Here is a 19,035-nt window from a genome sequence, read left to right as displayed (position 1 = left end):
TTTCATTTCCGCGGAAATGGACCACGCTTTCTAAGCTGTATAAAAAGAGTTACAATGTAGGCATGTACGTTTAATGATAAGAGGAGGACTCACTGAATGGATCGTACGATTTTAGTGGTAGATGACGAACAACCAATCGCAGATATATTGAAGTTTAAACTTGAAAAAGAAGGTTATCAGGTGCATGTCGCCTATGACGGTGAAGAAGCCCTCGTAAAAGTAGAGGAGATTCAACCGGACCTCATCTTACTCGACATCATGCTTCCGCTCAAAGACGGCATGGAAGTATGTCGTGAGGTACGGAAGAAGTATGATATGCCGATCATCATGTTGACGGCGAAAGACTCCGAGATCGATAAAGTACTCGGGTTAGAGCTCGGAGCGGATGACTACGTCACGAAACCGTTCAGCTCACGTGAACTGTTGGCTCGTGTCAAAGCGAATATGCGACGTCACGCGACGGCGCCGGCGCCAGAAGCGAAAGGGGCGAATGCGAACGATATCGCGATCGGCGACTTGACGATTCATCCGGATTCGTACATGGTGACGAAACGGGAAGAGAAAATCGAATTGACGCATCGCGAGTTCGAATTAATTCATTACCTCGCGCAAAACATTGGACAAGTGATGACGCGTGAACACTTGCTCCAAACGGTATGGGGCTATGATTACTTCGGTGACGTACGTACCGTGGATGTTACAGTACGTCGTCTTCGCGAAAAAGTAGAGGATAACCCATCGACGCCGACGTACATCATTACGCGTCGTGGCGTCGGATATTATTTGAAGGCAGGAGAAGAAGACTAAACGATGAAACGGACGAACTTCTTTAAATCAATCCAGTGGAAGCTCGTCGTCATCTATGCGCTGCTCATTCTCGTTGCGATGCAAGTCATCGGCGTGTACTTTGTACGTTCTTTGGAACGACAATACATCAACAACTTCTCGCAGTCACTCGTCGACCGGGCGAACCTACTGAGCTATAACGTCAGTGAGGGAATCGCAGCGAACGAGAGTGACTCGACTACGGACCAGCAGTTGAACCAGTTACTGGATCAGCTGCTGTCTGAATTTACAGAGAGCACGACGCTAGCTGACGACATTCGGGAAGTCCAAATCATCGACACGAACAGTGTCGTGCGGGCGACCTCGAATCAAAATAATCAAAGTCTCGTCGGACAACGGACGGCGAGTACGTTTATCCAGAAGTCATTCGCGACAGGCGGGGCGCAGGAGACGCTCGTCTATGAGGATTCGAATGACCGAATGCGCGTCGTCGCCGTTCCGATTAAATCAGAAGTGGATGGGACGACGACCGGGATGATTTATATCGAGGCATCGATGAAGTCCATCTACAACCAGATGGAACAAGTGACACGTATCCTCGCAACGGGGACGTTGATTGCACTCATCATCACCTCGTTCCTTGGTATTCTCTTATCGCGCACCATCACGCGACCGATTGCCGACATGCGCAGGCAGGCCGTAGAGATGCGGAAAGGGAACTTCTCGCGGAAAGTTAAAGTGTACTCGGATGACGAGGTCGGTCAACTCGCGTATGCGTTCAACGAATTGACAGACGAATTGATGGAAGCAAATGCGACGACGGAAGCGGAACGACGTCGCTTGACGAGTGTCCTTGAGAACATGTCGGACGGGGTGGTCGCGACCGACCGCTCGTTACGCGTCATCTTGATGAACGACCAAGCGCGCGACATGATCGGGGTTGCGGAGGAAGAGGCGATGGGGACGAATTTACAAAGTCTCCTCGCGTTCGAAGAGGAAATCGTTATTCCAGAAGATGGGACGATGCCGACGAAGCTGATTGACCTCAGTACGGATGAAGAATTGTTCCTCGTCCGTGCCTACTTCTCACCGATTCAAAAGCACAGCGGACCGATCACAGGTCTCATCGTCGTCTTGCATGATGTCACGGAACAAGAACAAGTCGAACAGGACCGCCGTGAATTCGTGGCGAACGTCAGTCACGAGTTGCGTACACCGCTCACGACAATGCGCAGCTATTTGGAAGTCCTCGCGGAAGGCGCTTATCAAGACGATGAGTTGGCGCCACGCTTCTTAGAGACGACACAAAACGAGACGGAGCGGATGATTCGCCTCGTCAACGACTTGTTGCAACTCTCGAAGATGGACAGTAAAGAATACAAGATGCAGAAAGTGAAGTTCGACTTCGTGCAATTCTTTAACGACATCATCGACCGTCACGAGATGACGAAAGGAGAGGCGATTCAATTCCGTCGCAAACTGATGAAGCGTCGTGTCTACGTGCATGCCGACCAAGATAAGATGACCCAAGTCATCGACAACATCATCACGAATGCCATCAAGTTCTCACCAGAAGGCGGGACGATCACGTTCCGGACGATGCTTCGGGCGAAGCGCCTCGTCATCGGGATCAAGGATGAAGGGGTCGGGATTCCGAAGTCGAACTTGAAGAAAATTTTTGAGCGCTTCTACCGTGTCGATAAGGCACGGGCGCGTAACATCGGTGGAACCGGACTCGGTCTATCGATTGCCAAAGAAGTCGTATCCGCTCACGGGGGCGACATCTGGGCAGAGAGTGAGTTTGGCCGCGGTACGACGATTTACTTCACCATCCCGTTCGATACGATTGTGGAGGTGAATGATTGATGAAACGGTTTACGATTGCAAAGCCGGAACTGTGGAAGTCGTTCATTTTGCTCACGTTAATCGTCACGTCGATTGTTCAAACCATCATCTTGTGGGATTACCATCCCACGTATCAGGCCGTTCAATCGGAGACGCAGCTCACGACGGTGGACGAGTCCCTGCAGCGCCGGGCGAATCAGGTCATCATCCCGACTCAAGCGGTCGTACATGACAACAATGCCGTCTTCGCTTCGAAGAATACGCCGAAGCAACTGATGCGCGTCATTCGGGATTCGTTTGAAGCGAGTGAGTTCAAACCACTCGCCGTGAAAAATGTCCCGAGCTTCTATACGGATATCAACGAGGGACTCGAGTTGATCTTACCAGAGGCCTACTATGCGGATACGCTCAGCTATATGTTGCCGGGAACGTATAGTCTGTCTGGGAAAATTCCACAACGGATCCTCATCTATATGGACGAAAATGCGTTCAACATTCGCACCATCATGAGCGACCAATCGATTTGGGAAGGAAAGTTGACGAAAGTCGGAAACGGCGATGTGAACAGTCTCTTCTTGAAAAATTCGAGTCGAACGATGAAGCGGGTGACGTACACCGATGAGCGGGTGAATTACATTCCGGTCATTGGACCTGAGATGAATGAGTTGTTTGCTTACGACGTATCATCGATTCAAATCGATACCCGTCTTGACTGGATGCGGGACACGTTCTTCCCGGGCGACCCGAATGTTCAGGAGGTCGACCCGGCAAGTTCGATTGGAGCCTTGACGAATGGTGTCAGCGTTGGGGAATATGATGCGACCCTGAACGCCAGTCGTTACCGAAACTTGTCTCGGAACAGTACAGAACGTGACACGGCACTCGGATTAGATTCGATTGTAGAATTCGTGAACTTCCACGGTGGATGGGTCGATGAAGCTTCTGAGAATCAAGGGCTCTCACTTCGCTTTGATGCCATCACACCTGCAAATAAAGGTTTTGAAACGACTGTGTTCCGTTTTCATGTGAAAGGGTATCCGGTCTTTAGTCAGCGCGAGGCATTTATCAACAACGATGCCATCGACTTATCCACATTACGTGTGGAAAACGACGGGGCACAGGTCCGGTCGATCACACGTCACCACTTGGAAATCGATCGGCTGATCACGGTCGGTACGACACAGTTGGCTAATGCGAACGAGGTGCTCAGTACCCTCATCAACTCCGGACGGTTTGAGAACGTAACGGAGATTCGAATCGGTTATGAAATCGAATATAACGAAGATACGAGCCGCTACGTGACGTTCTCACCGAACTGGTTCGTGCGTGAGGCGGGGCGTTGGGTCCCATATAATCAAGCAGACGGTTGGACAGAAAGGATGATGTATCGTGGATTGGAGTAAAGCGAAAACAATTTTAATCTTCGCCTTCCTCGCCTTGAACATCTATCTATTGTTCCAATTGTTGACGGAAACGTGGGCGACCGAAGTCGTGACGAATGACAACACGTCGATTGCACAAATTTTAGATCAGCGGAATGTCGATCCGGCAAAATTGCCACGAATGGGTCGCGATATCGGATATTTGACGGGATCGTCTGAAGAGATGTCCGCCGCGATGATTACAAAGAATCGGGAAGCGCAGCTAGCGACGACGCTCGATAACATGCAACTTGAAGTCGAATTGAAGCAACCTGTGCCACTCGATGCGAAAGATTTACGAACGACCGCTTCGACGTTTGTGGCGGAATATGTTCCGTTCGGAGATGAATATGCCTACTGGCGATACGATGAGTCGACGAAACAAATCGCCTTCGTGCAAACGTTCGAGGAGAACAAGATTTTTTCAACACCTGAAGTCGAGGGGGACACGGAAATGTATATCGGTCCGTCCCTCATCCTCATTCAGTTGAGCGAGGCATTTGAAGTGACAGATTATAAGCAGCGTCATTTAAAAAACCTGTCGTCGAAAACGCAAGACGACCTCGTGTTGACGGCGAGCGAAGCGATTTCTCAACTAGCATCCCGGAAGTATTTTCAGCCGAACCAAGAGATGCGAGCCATCAACACCGGGTTTTATAGCTTACCGCTCGATAGCTCGGGCAGTTTGATTATCATGCCTCCGCTCTGGTCGATTGGGATAGATGATCAAGTCTATTTCGTCAATGCGATCGATGGAACGGTCGAGCACGTCGAGTTTGAAAAGAAAGAATGAAAGGAGTGATCGCGTGACTTTACAGTATAGTGTGTTAGCGAGTGGATCGACCGGAAACGCCCTCTATATCGAGACGGAACGGACGAAGCTGCTCGTCGATGCCGGATTGACCGGAAAAGCGATGCAACAACGTATCGAAGCCATCGGTCGGTCGTTTGAGGGAATCGATGCACTACTCGTCACTCATGAGCACTCCGACCATATCAAAGGTGTCGGTATATTAGCACGAAAGTACAACTTACCGATTTATGCGAATGCGAAGACATGGACGGCGATGGAAGCGAACATCGGCAAGATTGATCCCGCCTTGAAGTTTCAAATCGAAGTCGGAGATGTGAAACAGTTCGGAGATATCGAAATCGAGACGTTCAACGTGAGCCACGATGCGGCAGACCCGATGTTTTATCAGTTTGCCCATGACGGGAAACGGCTGGCTCATATCACCGATACGGGTTATGTCTCGGACCGGATGAAAGGAGTCATCCGTGGAGCGGACGACTTCATCTTTGAGTCGAACCATGACGTCTCAATGCTCCAGATGGGGCGTTATCCATGGAGTGTCAAACGACGTATCCTCGGCGACTATGGGCACGTTTCGAACGAAGACGCGGCCATTGCGATGAGTGAGGTCATCGGTGACAGTACGAAACGGATTTATTTGGCCCACTTAAGCAAGGACAACAACATGAAGGAGCTCGCGCAAATGAGCGTCTCACAAACACTCGGCATGCGAGATGTCGACTTAGGTCGAATCAAATTGTGCGACACGGACCCGACAAACCCCACTTCACTCGTTTCTTTATAAGGAAACTTGGGAAAAGACAGGTATCACACTGTCTTGAAGGGGGGACGCGTCGTGAACGAAGAGAGACACCATGAGTATGAACCTCAAGACGTCGAACCTGAAGCACACGAAGCAAATGAAACAAACGAACAACAATCGACGTACCCATCTCGGAGCGAATGGCGACCGAAGCAAGAGGAGCACGTACGCCATAAGCCGAGACCAAATATAAAACCGTTGTTACTCGGAGGGGTTGGCGGATTCTTAGGAGCGGCTTTGTTTTTTGTCATTGTGATGCTCTGGGATTCGCCGACCTCTCGTTTTGTGACGAATGAACTGACACGGACCGAACAGGCCGTCACCGTCACAGAATCGGACGTGACGACGGCCGTACTTGGTGCCAAGACCTCCGTCGTCAGCATCACGAATATCCAGCGCGCCTTCACCTCGGACTCGCAGTGGGAGGCGGGTGCCGGCTCTGGCGTCATTTATAAAGTAGAAGGAAACACGGCCTATATCGTCACGAACTTCCACGTCATCGAAGAAGCGGACGAGGTCAACATCGCCTTCTCCGATGGTCAAATCGCATCGGCAACCATTTTAGGCGAAGACCCGCTTAACGACTTGGCTGTCGCCGAAGTTGAACTGCCGAAAAATATCGATGTGGAGCCGATTGTTCTCGGTGACTCTACCGTCCTACAGGCCGGCGAGACCGTCATGGCCATCGGAAATCCGCTCGGTGTCTTCTCAAACTCGGTCACCCGTGGTATCGTCAGTGGTGTCGAGCGGACGGTGCCGGTCGATACGAACAGCGACGGCTTGATGGATTATAACGCGGAAGTCATTCAGACGGATGCGGCCATCAACCCGGGGAATTCGGGTGGTGCCCTCATCAACATTCGTGGAGAGCTCGTCGGAATCAATTCGATGAAAATCGCCGAGGCGAGCGTAGAAGGGGTCGGATTCTCCATTCCCGTCAACGTGGCGCTACCGGTCATTGACATGTTAGAACGCGACGGTAAGGTGACACGGGCTCAGCTCGGGGTCACGATTCAGGAAGTCATCGCCGTACCTGGTAACATCCGGGAAGAGTACGGGATTTCATTCGACCAGGAAGACGGTGTCTTCGTCGAAGAGGTGACACCGGGTAGTCCGGCCGAAGAAGCAGGACTTCGGGTCGGGGATGTGATCACAAAAATCGGAGACCGGGAGATCAAACGATACGTCGATTTACGTGATGCGTTGTATCGTGACGCAACGGTCGGTGATACGATCTCCATTGAGTATTTACGTCGAGGGGAAGCAAGAGAAACTGAGGCGACATTAACTGAAGCAACATAAAGAAGCGGCGACGCTTCTTTTTTAAGGAGGAAAAACTGTGGAAAAAAAAGTATGCAAGGAACATGTTGAAATCGCTTTAGACATCATTGTAGATGAAACAGAGGAGTACCCGTTGCTAGAGGAATTATCCACAAGTGGACAAGTGGCATGTGAGTTCTGTGATGCCGATGCAACATATGTTGTGTCAAGCAAAAACTAATTATCAACATGTGGATTTGTGGATAACTCTGTGGATAACCCTATGGATAACTCCAAAAAAACTGTGGAAAAAGGAAGAATTGGATGAATATTTCAATTATCACGGTCGGCAAACTGAAAGAAAAATATTTAAAACAAGGAATTGCCGAGTATACAAAGCGGCTTTCCGCCTACGCAAAAGTGCAGGAAATCGAGGTGTCAGACGAAAAAGCACCCGAGCATTTGAGTGAGGCAGATATGTTACTAGTAAAACAAAAAGAAGGCGAGCGTATTTTGGCGAAGATATCCCCAGATACGCACGTCATCGCCTTGGCGATTCAAGGAAAGCAGCGGACGAGTGAAGAGTTCGCCCGTGAACTCGATCAACTCGCGACGTATGGAAAGAGTAAAATCGCCTTCGTCATCGGAGGATCACTAGGATTATCCGATGATGTAATGAAACGAGCGAACGATACGATCTCGTTCTCGAAAATGACATTCCCCCATCAACTCATGAAGCTCGTATTGTGTGAGCAGATATATCGGGCGTATCGAATCAATCGGAATGAACCGTATCACAAATAAACGTTATTTCTGAGGTACAGATATTAACGAACTCTCTTCTCTTTGTTATTTACGTGAAGCAAATGAATTTAACAAAAGCGAAGAACGTGACTATTCATGAAAATCATCTAAGTTGGACCTCAAATTTATGTTGCTACTGGCTATTAATACAAAATTTGAGGTCATGGATGATATATGAATCACAAAAGTTTGGTTGTGCACTGTAGATTACACTGAAATACGCTTCGCTACTCTATCTAAAAATCTTTTTCTTCGATGATCTTTCCCACTACTCGTAAACGGACTATTCAACCATTTCACATTTTTAAGTCCAATCCCTTTGAATGTTCTACGAATAAGAGTCCCTTCAATGGGATTCCCGGCCAGAAATTTTAAATACCACGTTGGCACTTCCGAAGTAGAAATGACAGTGGTTTTTTTAATATGAGTTAGTAATCCTTTCAATCCAGTAGATTCCTCTACATAGGCAAAATTTTTTAACATGACCTTGTCAAAAAAACCTTTTAAAATGGCTGGAACATCAAACCACCAAACAGGGAAGATAAAAACTAACTCATCACTGTCACTTAGCATCTTCTGATATTGATTCACTAAGGGATCTTGGGATTGACCTTTCGAGTAAAGAGATAAATCAGATTCACTTAATACAGGATTGAATTGATCCTTATTTAAGTCAATGATTTGGTAATCTTTTTTCCGACGGACTAACTGTTCAATTGTTGTATCCATAATAGATTTATTGAAACTACCATGCCATGGATGAGCAAGAATGATTGTTGTTTTCATAGGTAACCCTCCTACTATTTTTAGAATTTAAATAACCTTTAATTTGAGCATATGCTTTTATTTGAACAATTGCTCAAATAATATATCTGCAATATAATGTTAGTGTAGACGCTAGGTCAATAAGTAGAGAGGTATTTATACAAATCCCTCATTTTGTACAAATTAAGGAGTACTTATGCTAAAACAAAAACCAATAAACACGAATTCTAAGAGATCAATCAATCTTTTAGTGGATACTATGTTGGAATTAATGCGTCGAACGAACTTTACGAGTATCACCATATCAGAACTTACGAAAACTGCGGGATTGGCGCGAAATACATTTTATGCTCACTTTGATACGAAAGAGGATGTACTAACCTATCATATGTATCAAATATTTAGACAGAGGATTCAACTTGCATCAACAGAAGTGAAACAAGGACCATTTGATTTCGATACATTGTATTTTGAGATATGGAGTGATAACCTCGAATTCTTGAATCTCTTAAAGGAAAATGATTTACTTCCGCTTTTGAATCGCTTTGAGGAACATTTTGATTTACTTTGTACAGATTTTCAAATTTATGAGAATTGTAATGTATCTGAAAAAGCGGAAGCATATGCGAATGCAGTATACGCGGATTCATTAGCAAGCATTGTAAAAAGGTGGATGAAGACTGGCATGAAAGAAACTCCACAAGAGTTAAGTGAGATTTTTAAAGAGTTTATTCGGTAAACGTTGTTTAAAGTTTGCTCGGAATTGACGCAGGATTCACATATTCAGTTTCACAAATAACGAATCAAAACATAGGAGCGCTTTATGAACCACACCATCAATCTTCTTACAAAAAGAATAAATCAAGACTTTTTAAACACTTTCGAACGTTTCCAGGAAACGCATCGCATCTATGCTGTAGATCCGAGCGGTAAATTTTATCAAAAGGATGAGCATTACATTGATGAATGGGACGATGCGAAGAAACAACAGGTCATTGAGATTCTCAACTACTACATCGACCGTGGCGGAGTTGTTGTTGCAATCCGAAATGGTGAAACGTTACTCGGCTTTGCCGGACTGAACGGACAACCGCTCGGAACGGAAGGCCAGTATTTGAATTTGGGTTTCATTCATGTGAGTCGTCCTTGCCGAGGTCAGGGAATCGGAATGCGATTATTTGAACGTGTCTGTCAGGCAGCAATCGAACGGAGTGCGAAAAAACTGTACATCGGGGCGAATCCGGCCGTTGATACGTATCATTTCTACAAAGCGATGGGATGTACGTTAGCCGAAGAAATCGTGCCAGAAGTCTACGAGGCAGAACCACTCGACTTACAACTCGAATATGTTTTATCATCTCCTGAGACTGCATCATAACGATGTGGTCTTTTTCATGCAAAAAATCGCTTAACTTCAAGCTTTATCTCCTATGAAGAATTGAGGATTTCGAAAAATTGTGATAGAATCACAAGGCAAATGATTATCATTATCAGTCGATAAGAATAGATGGAATCGAATCGTTGGAGTGAACGTGAAAGGATGAATACAATGAGCACGCTTGAGACATATAACATGGCATTTAAAAACGGATTGGAACTAGAGGACGATGTGATCCTTGAAGGGATGAAGCTCGGGGAATCCACAGAATGGGATTCCATCGGGCACATGACGCTCATCGCAGAGATTGAGGATGCGTTTGACGTCTATATCGACTCGGATGAAATGACAGAGTTCCATTCGTACAAGTCTGGTATCGCGTTGTTGCAGCGTCTCGGTGTGGACATCAAATCATGACGCTTTTTCAAACACTCGAGCAGTATGCGAATCGTGAGGCGGTCTATGCGGACCGCTCTTATTCATACAGAGAGATGTTGGAAGTCGGGGATTCGATTTGTGAGGAAGTCGGCGAACGGTCGCTCGTCTTCTGTTTATGTGCGAACCGGGTCGAGTCGCTCTTCGGATATATCGGCTTTCTCCGTGGACGTTTCGTCCCGGTCTTGCTCGATGCAGATATTCCAGTAGAACAATTACAGAAGTTGATGGAACGGTATCAACCAACGCACGTCTGGGCTCCGGAGACAAGGGAGGATTTGGCGAACTCGTTGAATGCCTTCTATGGCTATGGTGGCTACGCCTTATTTGAAACCGGAACATCGGTTCACCACGAACTTCATGAAGAGTTGGCCCTTCTATTGACGACATCAGGTAGTACCGGAAGTCCGAAACTTGTTCGCCTCACATACAAAAATCTGAAGGCGAACGCTTCATCCATCATCGACTATCTCGACATCGATCAGACGGATAAACCAATCACGACGCTGCCGATGAACTATTCGTATGGACTCTCCATCATCAACAGTCATCTGTTGAAAGGGGCGACCCTCATCCTGACAGACCGCTCGATCGTTCAAAAGGAGTTTTGGGAGCTGTGTCGTGCCGAGCAGGCGACGACGTTTGGTGGGGTCCCGTTTCATTATGAGATGTTGAAACGATTGAAGTTTGAGACGTACGACCTCCCAAGTCTGAAGAAGTTGACGCAAGCCGGTGGCAAGTTGGACCCGGTGCTCGCACAGCACTTCGCAACGGTATGTGAAGAGAAAGGGATTCAATTTTTCATCATGTACGGTCAGACGGAGGCGACGGCCCGGATGTCGTATTTACCGGATCGGATGCATGCGAAAAAAGCAGGAAGCATCGGAATTGCCATCCCTGGTGGAACGCTCACGTTGCGTGACGAATCCGGAAATGACATCAAAGAGGCGAACGTGACGGGCGAACTGGTGTATCAAGGTGATAACGTGTCGTTCGGGTATGCGACCTCGTTAGCTGACCTTTCAAAAGGTGATGACAACAAAGGTATCTTGCGTACGGGTGACATGGCGTATCGCGACGAGGATGGATATTTCTTCATCGTCGGCCGCATCAAGCGCATGATTAAACTGTATGGAAGTCGAATCAGCCTGGACGAAGTCGAGGCGCTCCTTCGAGAGCATGGACATGATTGCGTCTGTGCCGGAGAAGACGACCAGTTATACGTGTATACGTTACAGGATGACGTCGCACGCATAAAAAAAATCATGAAAGAACAAATCAAGGTGAAAGGTGTTCGGGTGATGCAGATTGACGAGATTCCACGCAATGCGTTCGGAAAGATTCGTTATGCCGCGTTACCGAAGCGAGAACTTGTGACCACCTGATTGTCAGGAATCGGTACATCATCAAGTTTCATAGCATCAGGTGGTAAATATGACTTTTATTTCGATTGAATTTCTCTTATTTTTAACACTCATCGTTGGAACGTACTATATGATTCCACATCGATTCCGTTGGATACTCCTTCTCCTGGCGAGCTATGTCTTTTACGCCACGTTGAGCATTCAATTCATACCACTCCTGCTGATCAGTACCGCTTTCACCTATGTGATTGGAATTCTGATTGAGAAGCAGGAGAAGAAGGAGCAGAAAAAACGGCTCATGTGGGTCGGTGTCTCGGGGCTCGTCTTCTGCCTCGGCTGGTTCAAATATTTTAATTTCGTCAATGACTCGCTTCGTTCGTTCGCTGTATGGAGCGGGTTTGATTATGATGTTCCGTATAAAGAAATCGTCTTACCATTGGCGATTTCGTTCTATACGTTTCAGGCGATCAGCTATGTCGTGGACGTCTCACGCGGGAAGCAAAAGGCGGAGCGTCATTACGGCTATTTCTCGGTCTATTTTGCCTTCTTCCCGCAACTTGTAGCGGGACCGATTGAGCGGGCGAAAAAGCTACTTCCACAGTTGAAGACGGAACAACATCTCGACTACGACAACATCAGCTATGGTATCCAGCGCATTATCTGGGGATTCTTCAAGAAGACGTTAATCGCTGACCGGTTAGCCCCGATTGTCGCAAGCGTGTTCAACAGTCCGGACCCGACCGGTTCGGAGATCGTGCTCGCGACGATGTTGTTCTCGATTCAACTGTTCGCCGACTTCTCGGCGTGCAGTGACATCGCCATCGGCTGTGCACGCTTACTTGGGATTCGCTTATCGGAAAACTTCAAGCAGCCACACTTCGCCGTCTCAATCGCTGACTTTTGGAACCGCTGGCATATCACGCTTTCGATGTGGCTACGTGATTATATCTTCATGCCGCTCGCAAAAGGAAAGAAGAAGCGTGAACAGATTTATGGTGCCATCCTTGCGACGTTTTTAGTAAGTGGAATTTGGCATGGAGCCGCATGGAACTTTGTACTCTGGGGACTCATTCACGGAATCTATCGCGTGTTCGGAGACCATACGAAACAGCAGCGTGAAAAAATGGCATCATGGGCAGGATTTGACCGCGTGCCGACACTGCATCGGTGGTGGAAAATCGCCATCACGTTCCAGCTCGTCTGTTTTTCACGCGTCTTTTTCCAGTCGCACTCTATGGCAGAAGCGTTCTCTCATGCCAAACTATATATGACGCCTTCTTCATGGGCACCGTCAGGCATGGTGCAGGCGATTCAAATGTTCTCGTTACTCGATTTAATCATCTTCCTCGTCGTCTTTGTCGTCGTTCATCTGTTCCAACATATCGAGCGGACGAGAGGGTCGGCGTGGGACTGGATGGCACGTCAGTCTGCCGTGACGAGCGTAGCCATCAACTTGTTCTTGATTGTCTCGGCGTTCTTATTTGGTGTGTCTAGCCAAGGATTTGTATACGGTGGGTTTTAAGGTGAATGGAAAGGAATTAGCATGAAGCGTTTAGGAATCAAATTAGGTGTCGTATTACTCGTCATCATCGCAATCTTCATTCCCGTTAACGAGTTTGTGAAAGATTCGTGGGAATATAATAATAACCGAGCTGTCCTAGCGTTTAAAGAAGACCCTCATCCTGTCGACATCATCAATTTGGGGACGTCCCATGCGATGTATGGGTATTCATTCAAGTCGCTTGGATTGTCGCATCTGGATTTGGCGTTACCGAGTCAACCGATTGAATATGACTTGAAGATGTTAAAAGAATACGATGAGCACCTGAAGCCAGGTGGGGTCGTCATCGTGTCGCTATCTCAAATCACCTTCAGCAACTCGGACGTCGGGCGGAAAGAAAACTACTATCGCGTGTTGGAACGTGAAGACTTGGAGTCGGTCAGTTGGTTCAACTACTATACGCATGAACGCTTCCCGGCGCTGAACAGCGGTAGTGTCTACGCCGCTATTTCCCGGGAAATCCGAGATTTCCGGTTTGATGCGCATAAGCCATGGGAGAATGGTGGACTGAACTACTCAGAGCGTAAGTATGAGGAAGTGGCCGCTCAATATGAGAACGCTGTGAACAATCATGAGATTGAAGAAAACATGGCGCATTTACAAAGCATCATCGACTACTGTAAACAACAAGGCTATCGTGTCGTCTTGACGATGGAGCCGGTCCATACGTCATATCATACGTATTTTGATGAAGAAGTCATGGAGCGCCTCGTGTTTCAGCATTTAGAGAAGCTGGATTTAGATGTCCCGTTCCTCAATTATATGGGGGATGAACGATTCATTTATGAGCAGTCGTTCTTCCATAACCCTGACCATTTGAACGGGGACGGACGGGAGTTATTGTCTACGCTTGTCTATGAAGATTTGAAGCGATTGGGGTATGTTCAAGAAAAATGACTTCGTATTCAATCAAAAAGAATGCTCGCAAAGGTCCAAAATACTACTAGTATCGACAGGAACGAGAAGAATACTGTCTGATTCGATACCCGTTGCTCCGCAAAGCGTCGAAATAATGGGATGGATATCGCTTGACCGATGACGACAGATAAAAAGATGATCACCATTTCGATGAATAGCGAAAAATCGTTAAGGGCAGTAAATGTAACTGCTGAAAAGATGATAATAGAACTGACTAGTGTGATGAAGAAACGTTGTTTATTCAATCAAATCTCTCCCTTCTCTCATCATTACGTGTATGCTTTAGAAAAGATTCAAATAGACGGGGAGTGATTCCAATCGAAACGATCTATTTAGCCGGAGGATGTCTATGGGGCGTTCAAGAATTCGTGAAGACGTTACCCGGCGTCCTTTCAACTGAAGCAGGACGCGCGAACGGAATGACCGATATGTTGGACGGAGAGTATGATGGCTACGCCGAGTGTGTCAAAACAACGTTCGATCCGGACGTAGTGACGGTCGAAGATTTGATGCATTACTTGTTCGAAATCATCGACCCATACAGTATCAATCAACAAGGGATTGATGTCGGGGAGAAGTATCGAACGGGCGTCTACAGTGAGGAGTCACGACATTTGCTCGAGGCGCGAGCGTTTATAGATCAACGCGCTGATGTGGAACGGATTGCTGTTGAAGTGAAGCCGCTCACGAACTATGTGCGAAGTGCGGACGAACATCAGGACCGTCTGACACGTTGCCCGGACGATTATTGTCATATCCCGAAAGACGTGTTAATAAAATATCAGACCATATAGCCATTGAAAGCGTCTCTTTTTGAGGTGCTTTTTTAGATGAAAAAGTAAAAGAAGTAGTCTTTCACTCGAATTGAACTGAACCCAGAAAGGGGCACATTTATAAAAATTGCCCCATTCGTGAATATTCATGAGCATCTGAGTGACTGTTCAGCCTCCTATTGTTTCTTTGGAACTAGTAACCAATCAGGACTGGTATAATGGGTGACATGGATTGATAGAAAAGAAGAGGTGGATGGAATGAACAAGAAAGAGATTGCGGCGATTCGCCGACAGTTTAAAGTAAATGCGACCAAACTCAAGATTGCTGATCTATATACGATTTACATCCGACAGGAAACGAATGAGATTTATTACGAAGAGTTGCGCCCGTTCCCGTTCCTTGAAGAAGAACAGCAAGAACTGTTTTTGACGAACTTCAAAAAAGTGCTCGGCGGGAAGCTAGATGAAAAGTTGTTCGAAGTGAAGTTCCAATATCCTGAGGAAGGTCAAGTCGACCATACGCAAGGGTTGCTCTATGAAGGACTCCGTACGGAAGAGACAGACGTATGGACGGACTATATGCAGCGCATCGCGTTGAAGATGGTGAAGGACACGCCGTTTGAGAAAGACATGGTCGTGACGTTCATTCGGGGGAATTACAATAAACCGACGAACCGACATTCGGAAGAGTCTGAGATTCACGCGAACGATGAAGTGTATACGACGAAGTTCATCCTCGGCAGTATCAGCCCGACAGAACTTCCGAAAAAGTCACTCGTTTTTGACTTCGTCGAGCGGGAATTCAAAGCCAGCTTGATTGTAAATCCGATCATCAAACTCGAGGCGCCGATCGGTGGATTCTTATTCCCGTGTTTCACGGATAACGCGGCCGATGTGAACCATGTGCTTTACTCGGCGCATAAAGCGCATCAACCGGATATGACGTTCATCGAGAACGTGTTGAACGGTTCGGAAATCGTCACGGCAGTTGAAGAGAAGGCTGTCTTTGAAGAAGTCATCAAAGCGGTCATCGGCGAAGAAGTTAATTCCCGGACACTCGCGACCGTTTACGATGAGATCAATCAAATCATCGTCGCCGAGGAAGAGAATGAGCAAGAAGAAGAGACGGTGGCCATGCTCGACTCTCGGGCGGTCGAGGTCGTCTTACGGGCGAGCGGTGTGGAAGATGTGACGACGGAGAAGGTCGAGCAGGCGTTCAAGCAAGTCGTGGATGACACGAAATATGAGATGAAAGCGACGAGTGTCGTTCCGAAGTATACGTCAAAATCAATCAAGATCAATACAAAGGTCGCCAATATTTCGGTCAGTCCACAAGATTTGAAATACGTGAAGCAAGTGAATTATAAAGGAAAACCATGTCTCTTAATCGAAGTAGAAGAGGAGACAGAAATCGAAGGGTTCAAGCTCATCTCTGAAGAGTCGTTAGACTGATTGGGGGAAAATCGATGCATCCGATCGAGTTGATTGAATATGTTGCATTTTTCATCCTGGTTGCCATCCCACTATTACTTGCGCTAGCATTGCGTGGAAAATGGAGACTCGGTATGGTTGGCGTTGCATTGCTGATTGTTATGACGTACGGTACGTTCTATTTTTCACGCCCTGTTCTTATAGCGGAGCGGGTCGCAGAAGACAAGCACCTCGTTGACATGTATCTCGCTGAGCAGTATCCGGACGAAACATACAGCATAAGAACAATCCCGTTTCGCGCGGATGGTTTCGAACACACGAATCCGTATACGATCTACGTCACATTTACAAATGAACCGAACGCAGAATACTACTATCGCGTCGATGAAAAGAATGACGTGTCGATCTCGGGATTCACAGGGAACGTTCAAGATTTTCGATTCAAGTGAAGGGTCCAAGGCTTAAACCTTGGGCTCTTTTTTGACAATCAAGTGAGGAAGGTTGAATTCAATCTTTGATACAGGTATGATGCAGATGAAAACGTTTTCTAAAAACTATATTTTTTTACCGTTTATCGAAAGCGCTTTCGATGTTTGTCGAATAACGAAAAAGCCTCAAAGACGAACATCATCTTTGAGGCTGGGTATGCATTATTTATAAGCTTTGCTTACTTTAAGTTTCTTCCCTTTGATTGGCGTCGTTTCCATCGCCTGAAGGACGATCGAACCTTTTCCGTTGAGGATATCGACGTACGTCATCTGGTCGTTGATTGTGATGATTCCGATGTCGTCAGCGGATACTCCAGGGATTTTTGCAATCGTTCCAACGAAGTCGACGGCACGAAGTTTTTTCTTCTTCCCGCCACTGAAATGGAGCTTCATGATGTCTTGATTGATGCGAGCCGTCTTGTTGTTGCGAACGACGCGTCGTCCGCTCAACTTTTGCTCAAAGGCATCTTGGTTAGCCGCTACTTCCGCTTCTGTCGGAGCATCGATTATCGGAATTTCGAATTGAACGTAAGATTCGATGGCTCCGATGAGGCGCTCTTCCTGACGGGTCATGAGCGTGATGGCCGTCCCTTGTTTGCCGGCACGTCCGGTACGACCCGTACGGTGCACGTAACTTTCTTTTTCGACAGGAACGTCATAGTTGACGACGAGCTCGACGTTATCGACATCGATTCCGCGCGCTGCGACGTCTGTCGCCACGAGATAACGGAAGTTGCCCATCTTGAATCCGTTCATGACGGCGAAGCGATCCTCTTGCTCGAGTCCACCGTGAAGACGTTCAGTCGAATAGCCAGCTTTGTCGAGCTCGGCGTACACCGTGTCGACGTTCTCTTTCGTTCGACAGAAAATCATACAGCTGTCCGGGTTCTCGACGACCGTGATGTCTTGAAGGACAGCAAGTTTCTCATTCCGATGAACCGGGAGGAGACGGTGTTCGATTGTCGAAGCGGTCATGCCGGTCGATTCGATGGCGACACGCGCAGGAGCATTCATATGCTTCTGACAGAGGCGTTCGATATCTTGTGGGAACGTCGCTGAGAAGACCATCGTCACGCGTTCGTTTGGCAACTGCTGAAGAATCTTCTCGACGTCAGCGAGGAAGCCACGGTTGAGCATCTCATCCGCTTCATCGATGATCAAGTATTCGATACGGTCGAGTGAGAGGGTTTCGCGCTCGATGTGGTCCATGACGCGTCCTGGCGTACCGACGACGATATGTGTCTTTTGCTTCAACTCTTCACGCTGTTTCGAGAACGGTTCTTTCCCGTAGACGGCAGTCGCTTTGATTCGTTTGAAACGTCCGATGTTCGTCATATCTTCTCGGACTTGAACGGCGAGTTCGCGTGTCGGTGTCAAAACGAGCACTTGGGGTTTATTTTCAGCCCAGTCGATGAGCTCGATGACCGGAATCCCAAAAGCGGCAGTCTTTCCGCTTCCTGTCTGTGCTTTGACGATTAAGTCTTCGCGCTCGAGCGCACGGGGGATGACCTGCTGTTGTACTTCGGTAGGTGATTCGTATTTCATAATGCCTAACGCACGAGTGATCTCGTCGCTCAGGCGATAATCAGTAAATTGCTGTTTGTTCATGGGTAACCTCATTCTTTCGTGAAAACTTCTGCTACAGAAAATTTCAATGTCTATTTGCAATACAGTCCATTATAGACCGAAAGTTGGTAGGAAAGCGAATGACAATCCATTATCCGAAGTCAGGCAGCGTCGGATCGGGTTGAATTGCATAAAAAATAAATTGATCATGAACATCTTCTAACTGGTCAATCAACTCTTCATTTTGTTGTCGATATGCGTCTAGTAGTTGAGGGCATATGTAGTGGATGGTTCCATCTTCTCGAGCCAGACTAGCGGTCTCTTCCGCATCATATTGTAAAACTAACGGTTGTTGGCATGCTGTGCAACAACCAATCTCCATCTTGTTAAAACCGATTTTCGCTCCTTCGATGAAACAAGAATCACAATAATGTTTGATTGGATCACCAAAGTGACCGAGTTCATCTGTATGGATGACGTCATGTTCGTTCAATGATTTGTTGCAGCTAACGCAGTTGTACATCAATAACACTCCTTTAGTGATCTGTTCCAACAACGTATCATGCGATGAGTCGATGTACAACTTTACCCATAAACAATATTTTTACAGGCTAAAGAATATCG

At 47.1% G+C, this 19,035-nt stretch carries 21 protein-coding genes; 17 read left to right on the top strand and 4 right to left on the bottom strand.

What is annotated here, in order from left to right; all coding sequences use genetic code 11:
• Positions 1-96 precede the first annotated feature (96 nt).
• The 8 genes from yycF (at position 97) to rlmH (ending at position 7,732) form a co-directional block, all read left to right on the top strand.
• Positions 97-807 carry a response regulator YycF gene (gene yycF / locus KNO95_RS11310; protein ID WP_026824723.1) on the top strand — a complete coding sequence of 237 codons (711 nt, stop codon included), beginning with the start codon at positions 97-99 and terminating at the stop codon, positions 805-807.
• A gap of 3 nt (positions 808-810) precedes the next feature.
• Entirely contained in the window at positions 811-2,652 is a 1,842-nt protein-coding gene (gene walK / locus KNO95_RS11305; RefSeq protein ID WP_026824722.1) for a cell wall metabolism sensor histidine kinase WalK, read from the top strand.
• Positions 2,652-4,034 carry a two-component system activity regulator YycH gene (yycH, locus tag KNO95_RS11300; RefSeq protein ID WP_026824721.1) on the top strand — a complete coding sequence of 461 codons (1,383 nt, stop codon included), beginning with the start codon at positions 2,652-2,654 and terminating at the stop codon, positions 4,032-4,034. The genes walK and yycH overlap by 1 nt, the downstream gene beginning before the upstream one ends.
• Positions 4,021-4,845, top strand: a complete 825-nt coding sequence (locus KNO95_RS11295; protein WP_214879050.1) for a two-component system regulatory protein YycI — start codon at positions 4,021-4,023, stop codon at positions 4,843-4,845. The genes yycH and KNO95_RS11295 overlap by 14 nt, the downstream gene beginning before the upstream one ends.
• Before the next feature lie 13 nt (positions 4,846-4,858).
• Positions 4,859-5,650 (top strand): MBL fold metallo-hydrolase, encoded by a 792-nt coding sequence (locus tag KNO95_RS11290; protein WP_214879049.1) that lies wholly within the window; start codon positions 4,859-4,861, stop codon positions 5,648-5,650.
• Positions 5,651-5,701: 51 nt separating this feature from the next.
• Positions 5,702-6,970: a S1C family serine protease gene (locus KNO95_RS11285; protein ID WP_214703536.1), complete on the top strand. Its 1,269-nt coding sequence runs from the start codon at positions 5,702-5,704 to the stop codon at positions 6,968-6,970.
• Positions 6,971-7,007: 37 nt separating this feature from the next.
• Positions 7,008-7,169 carry a CxxH/CxxC protein gene (locus tag KNO95_RS11280; RefSeq protein ID WP_214879048.1) on the top strand — a complete coding sequence of 54 codons (162 nt, stop codon included), beginning with the start codon at positions 7,008-7,010 and terminating at the stop codon, positions 7,167-7,169.
• Positions 7,170-7,252: 83 nt separating this feature from the next.
• Entirely contained in the window at positions 7,253-7,732 is a 480-nt protein-coding gene (gene rlmH, locus KNO95_RS11275) for a 23S rRNA (pseudouridine(1915)-N(3))-methyltransferase RlmH (protein WP_214703537.1), read from the top strand.
• 207 nt (positions 7,733-7,939) lie between these two features.
• Here the strand turns inward: rlmH and KNO95_RS11270 are convergent, their stop codons facing one another.
• Positions 7,940-8,518 carry an NAD(P)H-dependent oxidoreductase gene (locus tag KNO95_RS11270; protein ID WP_214784579.1) on the bottom strand — a complete coding sequence of 193 codons (579 nt, stop codon included), beginning with the start codon at positions 8,516-8,518 and terminating at the stop codon, positions 7,940-7,942.
• A gap of 175 nt (positions 8,519-8,693) precedes the next feature.
• Between KNO95_RS11270 and KNO95_RS11265 the strand changes: the two genes are divergently transcribed.
• The 6 genes from KNO95_RS11265 (at position 8,694) to KNO95_RS11240 (ending at position 14,132) form a co-directional block, all read left to right on the top strand.
• Complete coding sequence (locus KNO95_RS11265; RefSeq protein ID WP_214879047.1) at positions 8,694-9,236, top strand: TetR/AcrR family transcriptional regulator; 543 nt, start codon at positions 8,694-8,696, stop codon at positions 9,234-9,236.
• Between the two features lie 84 nt (positions 9,237-9,320).
• Positions 9,321-9,875, top strand: coding sequence for a GNAT family N-acetyltransferase (locus tag KNO95_RS11260; RefSeq protein ID WP_214879046.1), 555 nt, complete (start codon positions 9,321-9,323; stop codon positions 9,873-9,875).
• A 171-nt stretch (positions 9,876-10,046) separates the two neighbouring features.
• A complete protein-coding gene (locus tag KNO95_RS11255; RefSeq protein ID WP_214879045.1) occupies positions 10,047-10,292 on the top strand; it encodes an acyl carrier protein in 246 nt (81 codons plus the stop codon).
• Entirely contained in the window at positions 10,289-11,695 is a 1,407-nt protein-coding gene (locus KNO95_RS11250) for an AMP-binding protein (RefSeq protein ID WP_214879044.1), read from the top strand. Before KNO95_RS11255 ends, KNO95_RS11250 begins: the two co-directional genes overlap by 4 nt.
• A 49-nt stretch (positions 11,696-11,744) precedes the next feature.
• A complete protein-coding gene (locus KNO95_RS11245) occupies positions 11,745-13,196 on the top strand; it encodes an MBOAT family O-acyltransferase (RefSeq protein WP_214879043.1) in 1,452 nt (483 codons plus the stop codon).
• 21 nt (positions 13,197-13,217) lie between these two features.
• Positions 13,218-14,132 carry a hypothetical protein gene (locus KNO95_RS11240; RefSeq protein WP_214879041.1) on the top strand — a complete coding sequence of 305 codons (915 nt, stop codon included), beginning with the start codon at positions 13,218-13,220 and terminating at the stop codon, positions 14,130-14,132.
• Between the two features lie 8 nt (positions 14,133-14,140).
• Here the strand turns inward: KNO95_RS11240 and KNO95_RS11235 are convergent, their stop codons facing one another.
• Positions 14,141-14,398 (bottom strand): hypothetical protein, encoded by a 258-nt coding sequence (locus tag KNO95_RS11235; RefSeq protein ID WP_214879040.1) that lies wholly within the window; start codon positions 14,396-14,398, stop codon positions 14,141-14,143.
• Positions 14,399-14,470: 72 nt separating this feature from the next.
• Here KNO95_RS11235 and KNO95_RS11230 point away from each other — a divergent pair, with 72 nt between their 5' ends.
• The 3 genes from KNO95_RS11230 to KNO95_RS11220 all read left to right on the top strand — a co-directional run bounded on the left by KNO95_RS11230 (position 14,471) and on the right by KNO95_RS11220 (position 16,806).
• Positions 14,471-14,947 (top strand): peptide-methionine (S)-S-oxide reductase, encoded by a 477-nt coding sequence (locus KNO95_RS11230; protein WP_214879066.1) that lies wholly within the window; start codon positions 14,471-14,473, stop codon positions 14,945-14,947.
• 237 nt (positions 14,948-15,184) lie between these two features.
• Complete coding sequence (locus tag KNO95_RS11225; RefSeq protein WP_214703546.1) at positions 15,185-16,378, top strand: DUF4317 domain-containing protein; 1,194 nt, start codon at positions 15,185-15,187, stop codon at positions 16,376-16,378.
• A gap of 14 nt (positions 16,379-16,392) precedes the next feature.
• The gene (locus KNO95_RS11220; RefSeq protein WP_214700790.1) at positions 16,393-16,806 is read left to right on the top strand and encodes a hypothetical protein; all 414 of its coding nucleotides are present in this window, start codon (positions 16,393-16,395) and stop codon (positions 16,804-16,806) included.
• Between the two features lie 201 nt (positions 16,807-17,007).
• Here the strand turns inward: KNO95_RS11220 and KNO95_RS11215 are convergent, their stop codons facing one another.
• The gene (locus tag KNO95_RS11215; protein WP_214703547.1) at positions 17,008-18,453 is read right to left on the bottom strand and encodes a DEAD/DEAH box helicase; all 1,446 of its coding nucleotides are present in this window, start codon (positions 18,451-18,453) and stop codon (positions 17,008-17,010) included.
• A gap of 109 nt (positions 18,454-18,562) precedes the next feature.
• Positions 18,563-18,934, bottom strand: a complete 372-nt coding sequence (locus tag KNO95_RS11210; RefSeq protein ID WP_214703548.1) for a hypothetical protein — start codon at positions 18,932-18,934, stop codon at positions 18,563-18,565.
• Between the last annotated feature and the right edge of the window lie 101 nt (positions 18,935-19,035).

The organism is Exiguobacterium sp. ERU653 (genome assembly GCF_018617775.1).
Classification (GTDB): Bacteria; Bacillota; Bacilli; order Exiguobacteriales; family Exiguobacteriaceae; genus Exiguobacterium; species Exiguobacterium marinum.
Note: the sequence above shows the minus strand (reverse complement) of the source record. Positions and strands in the feature narration are given on the sequence as shown.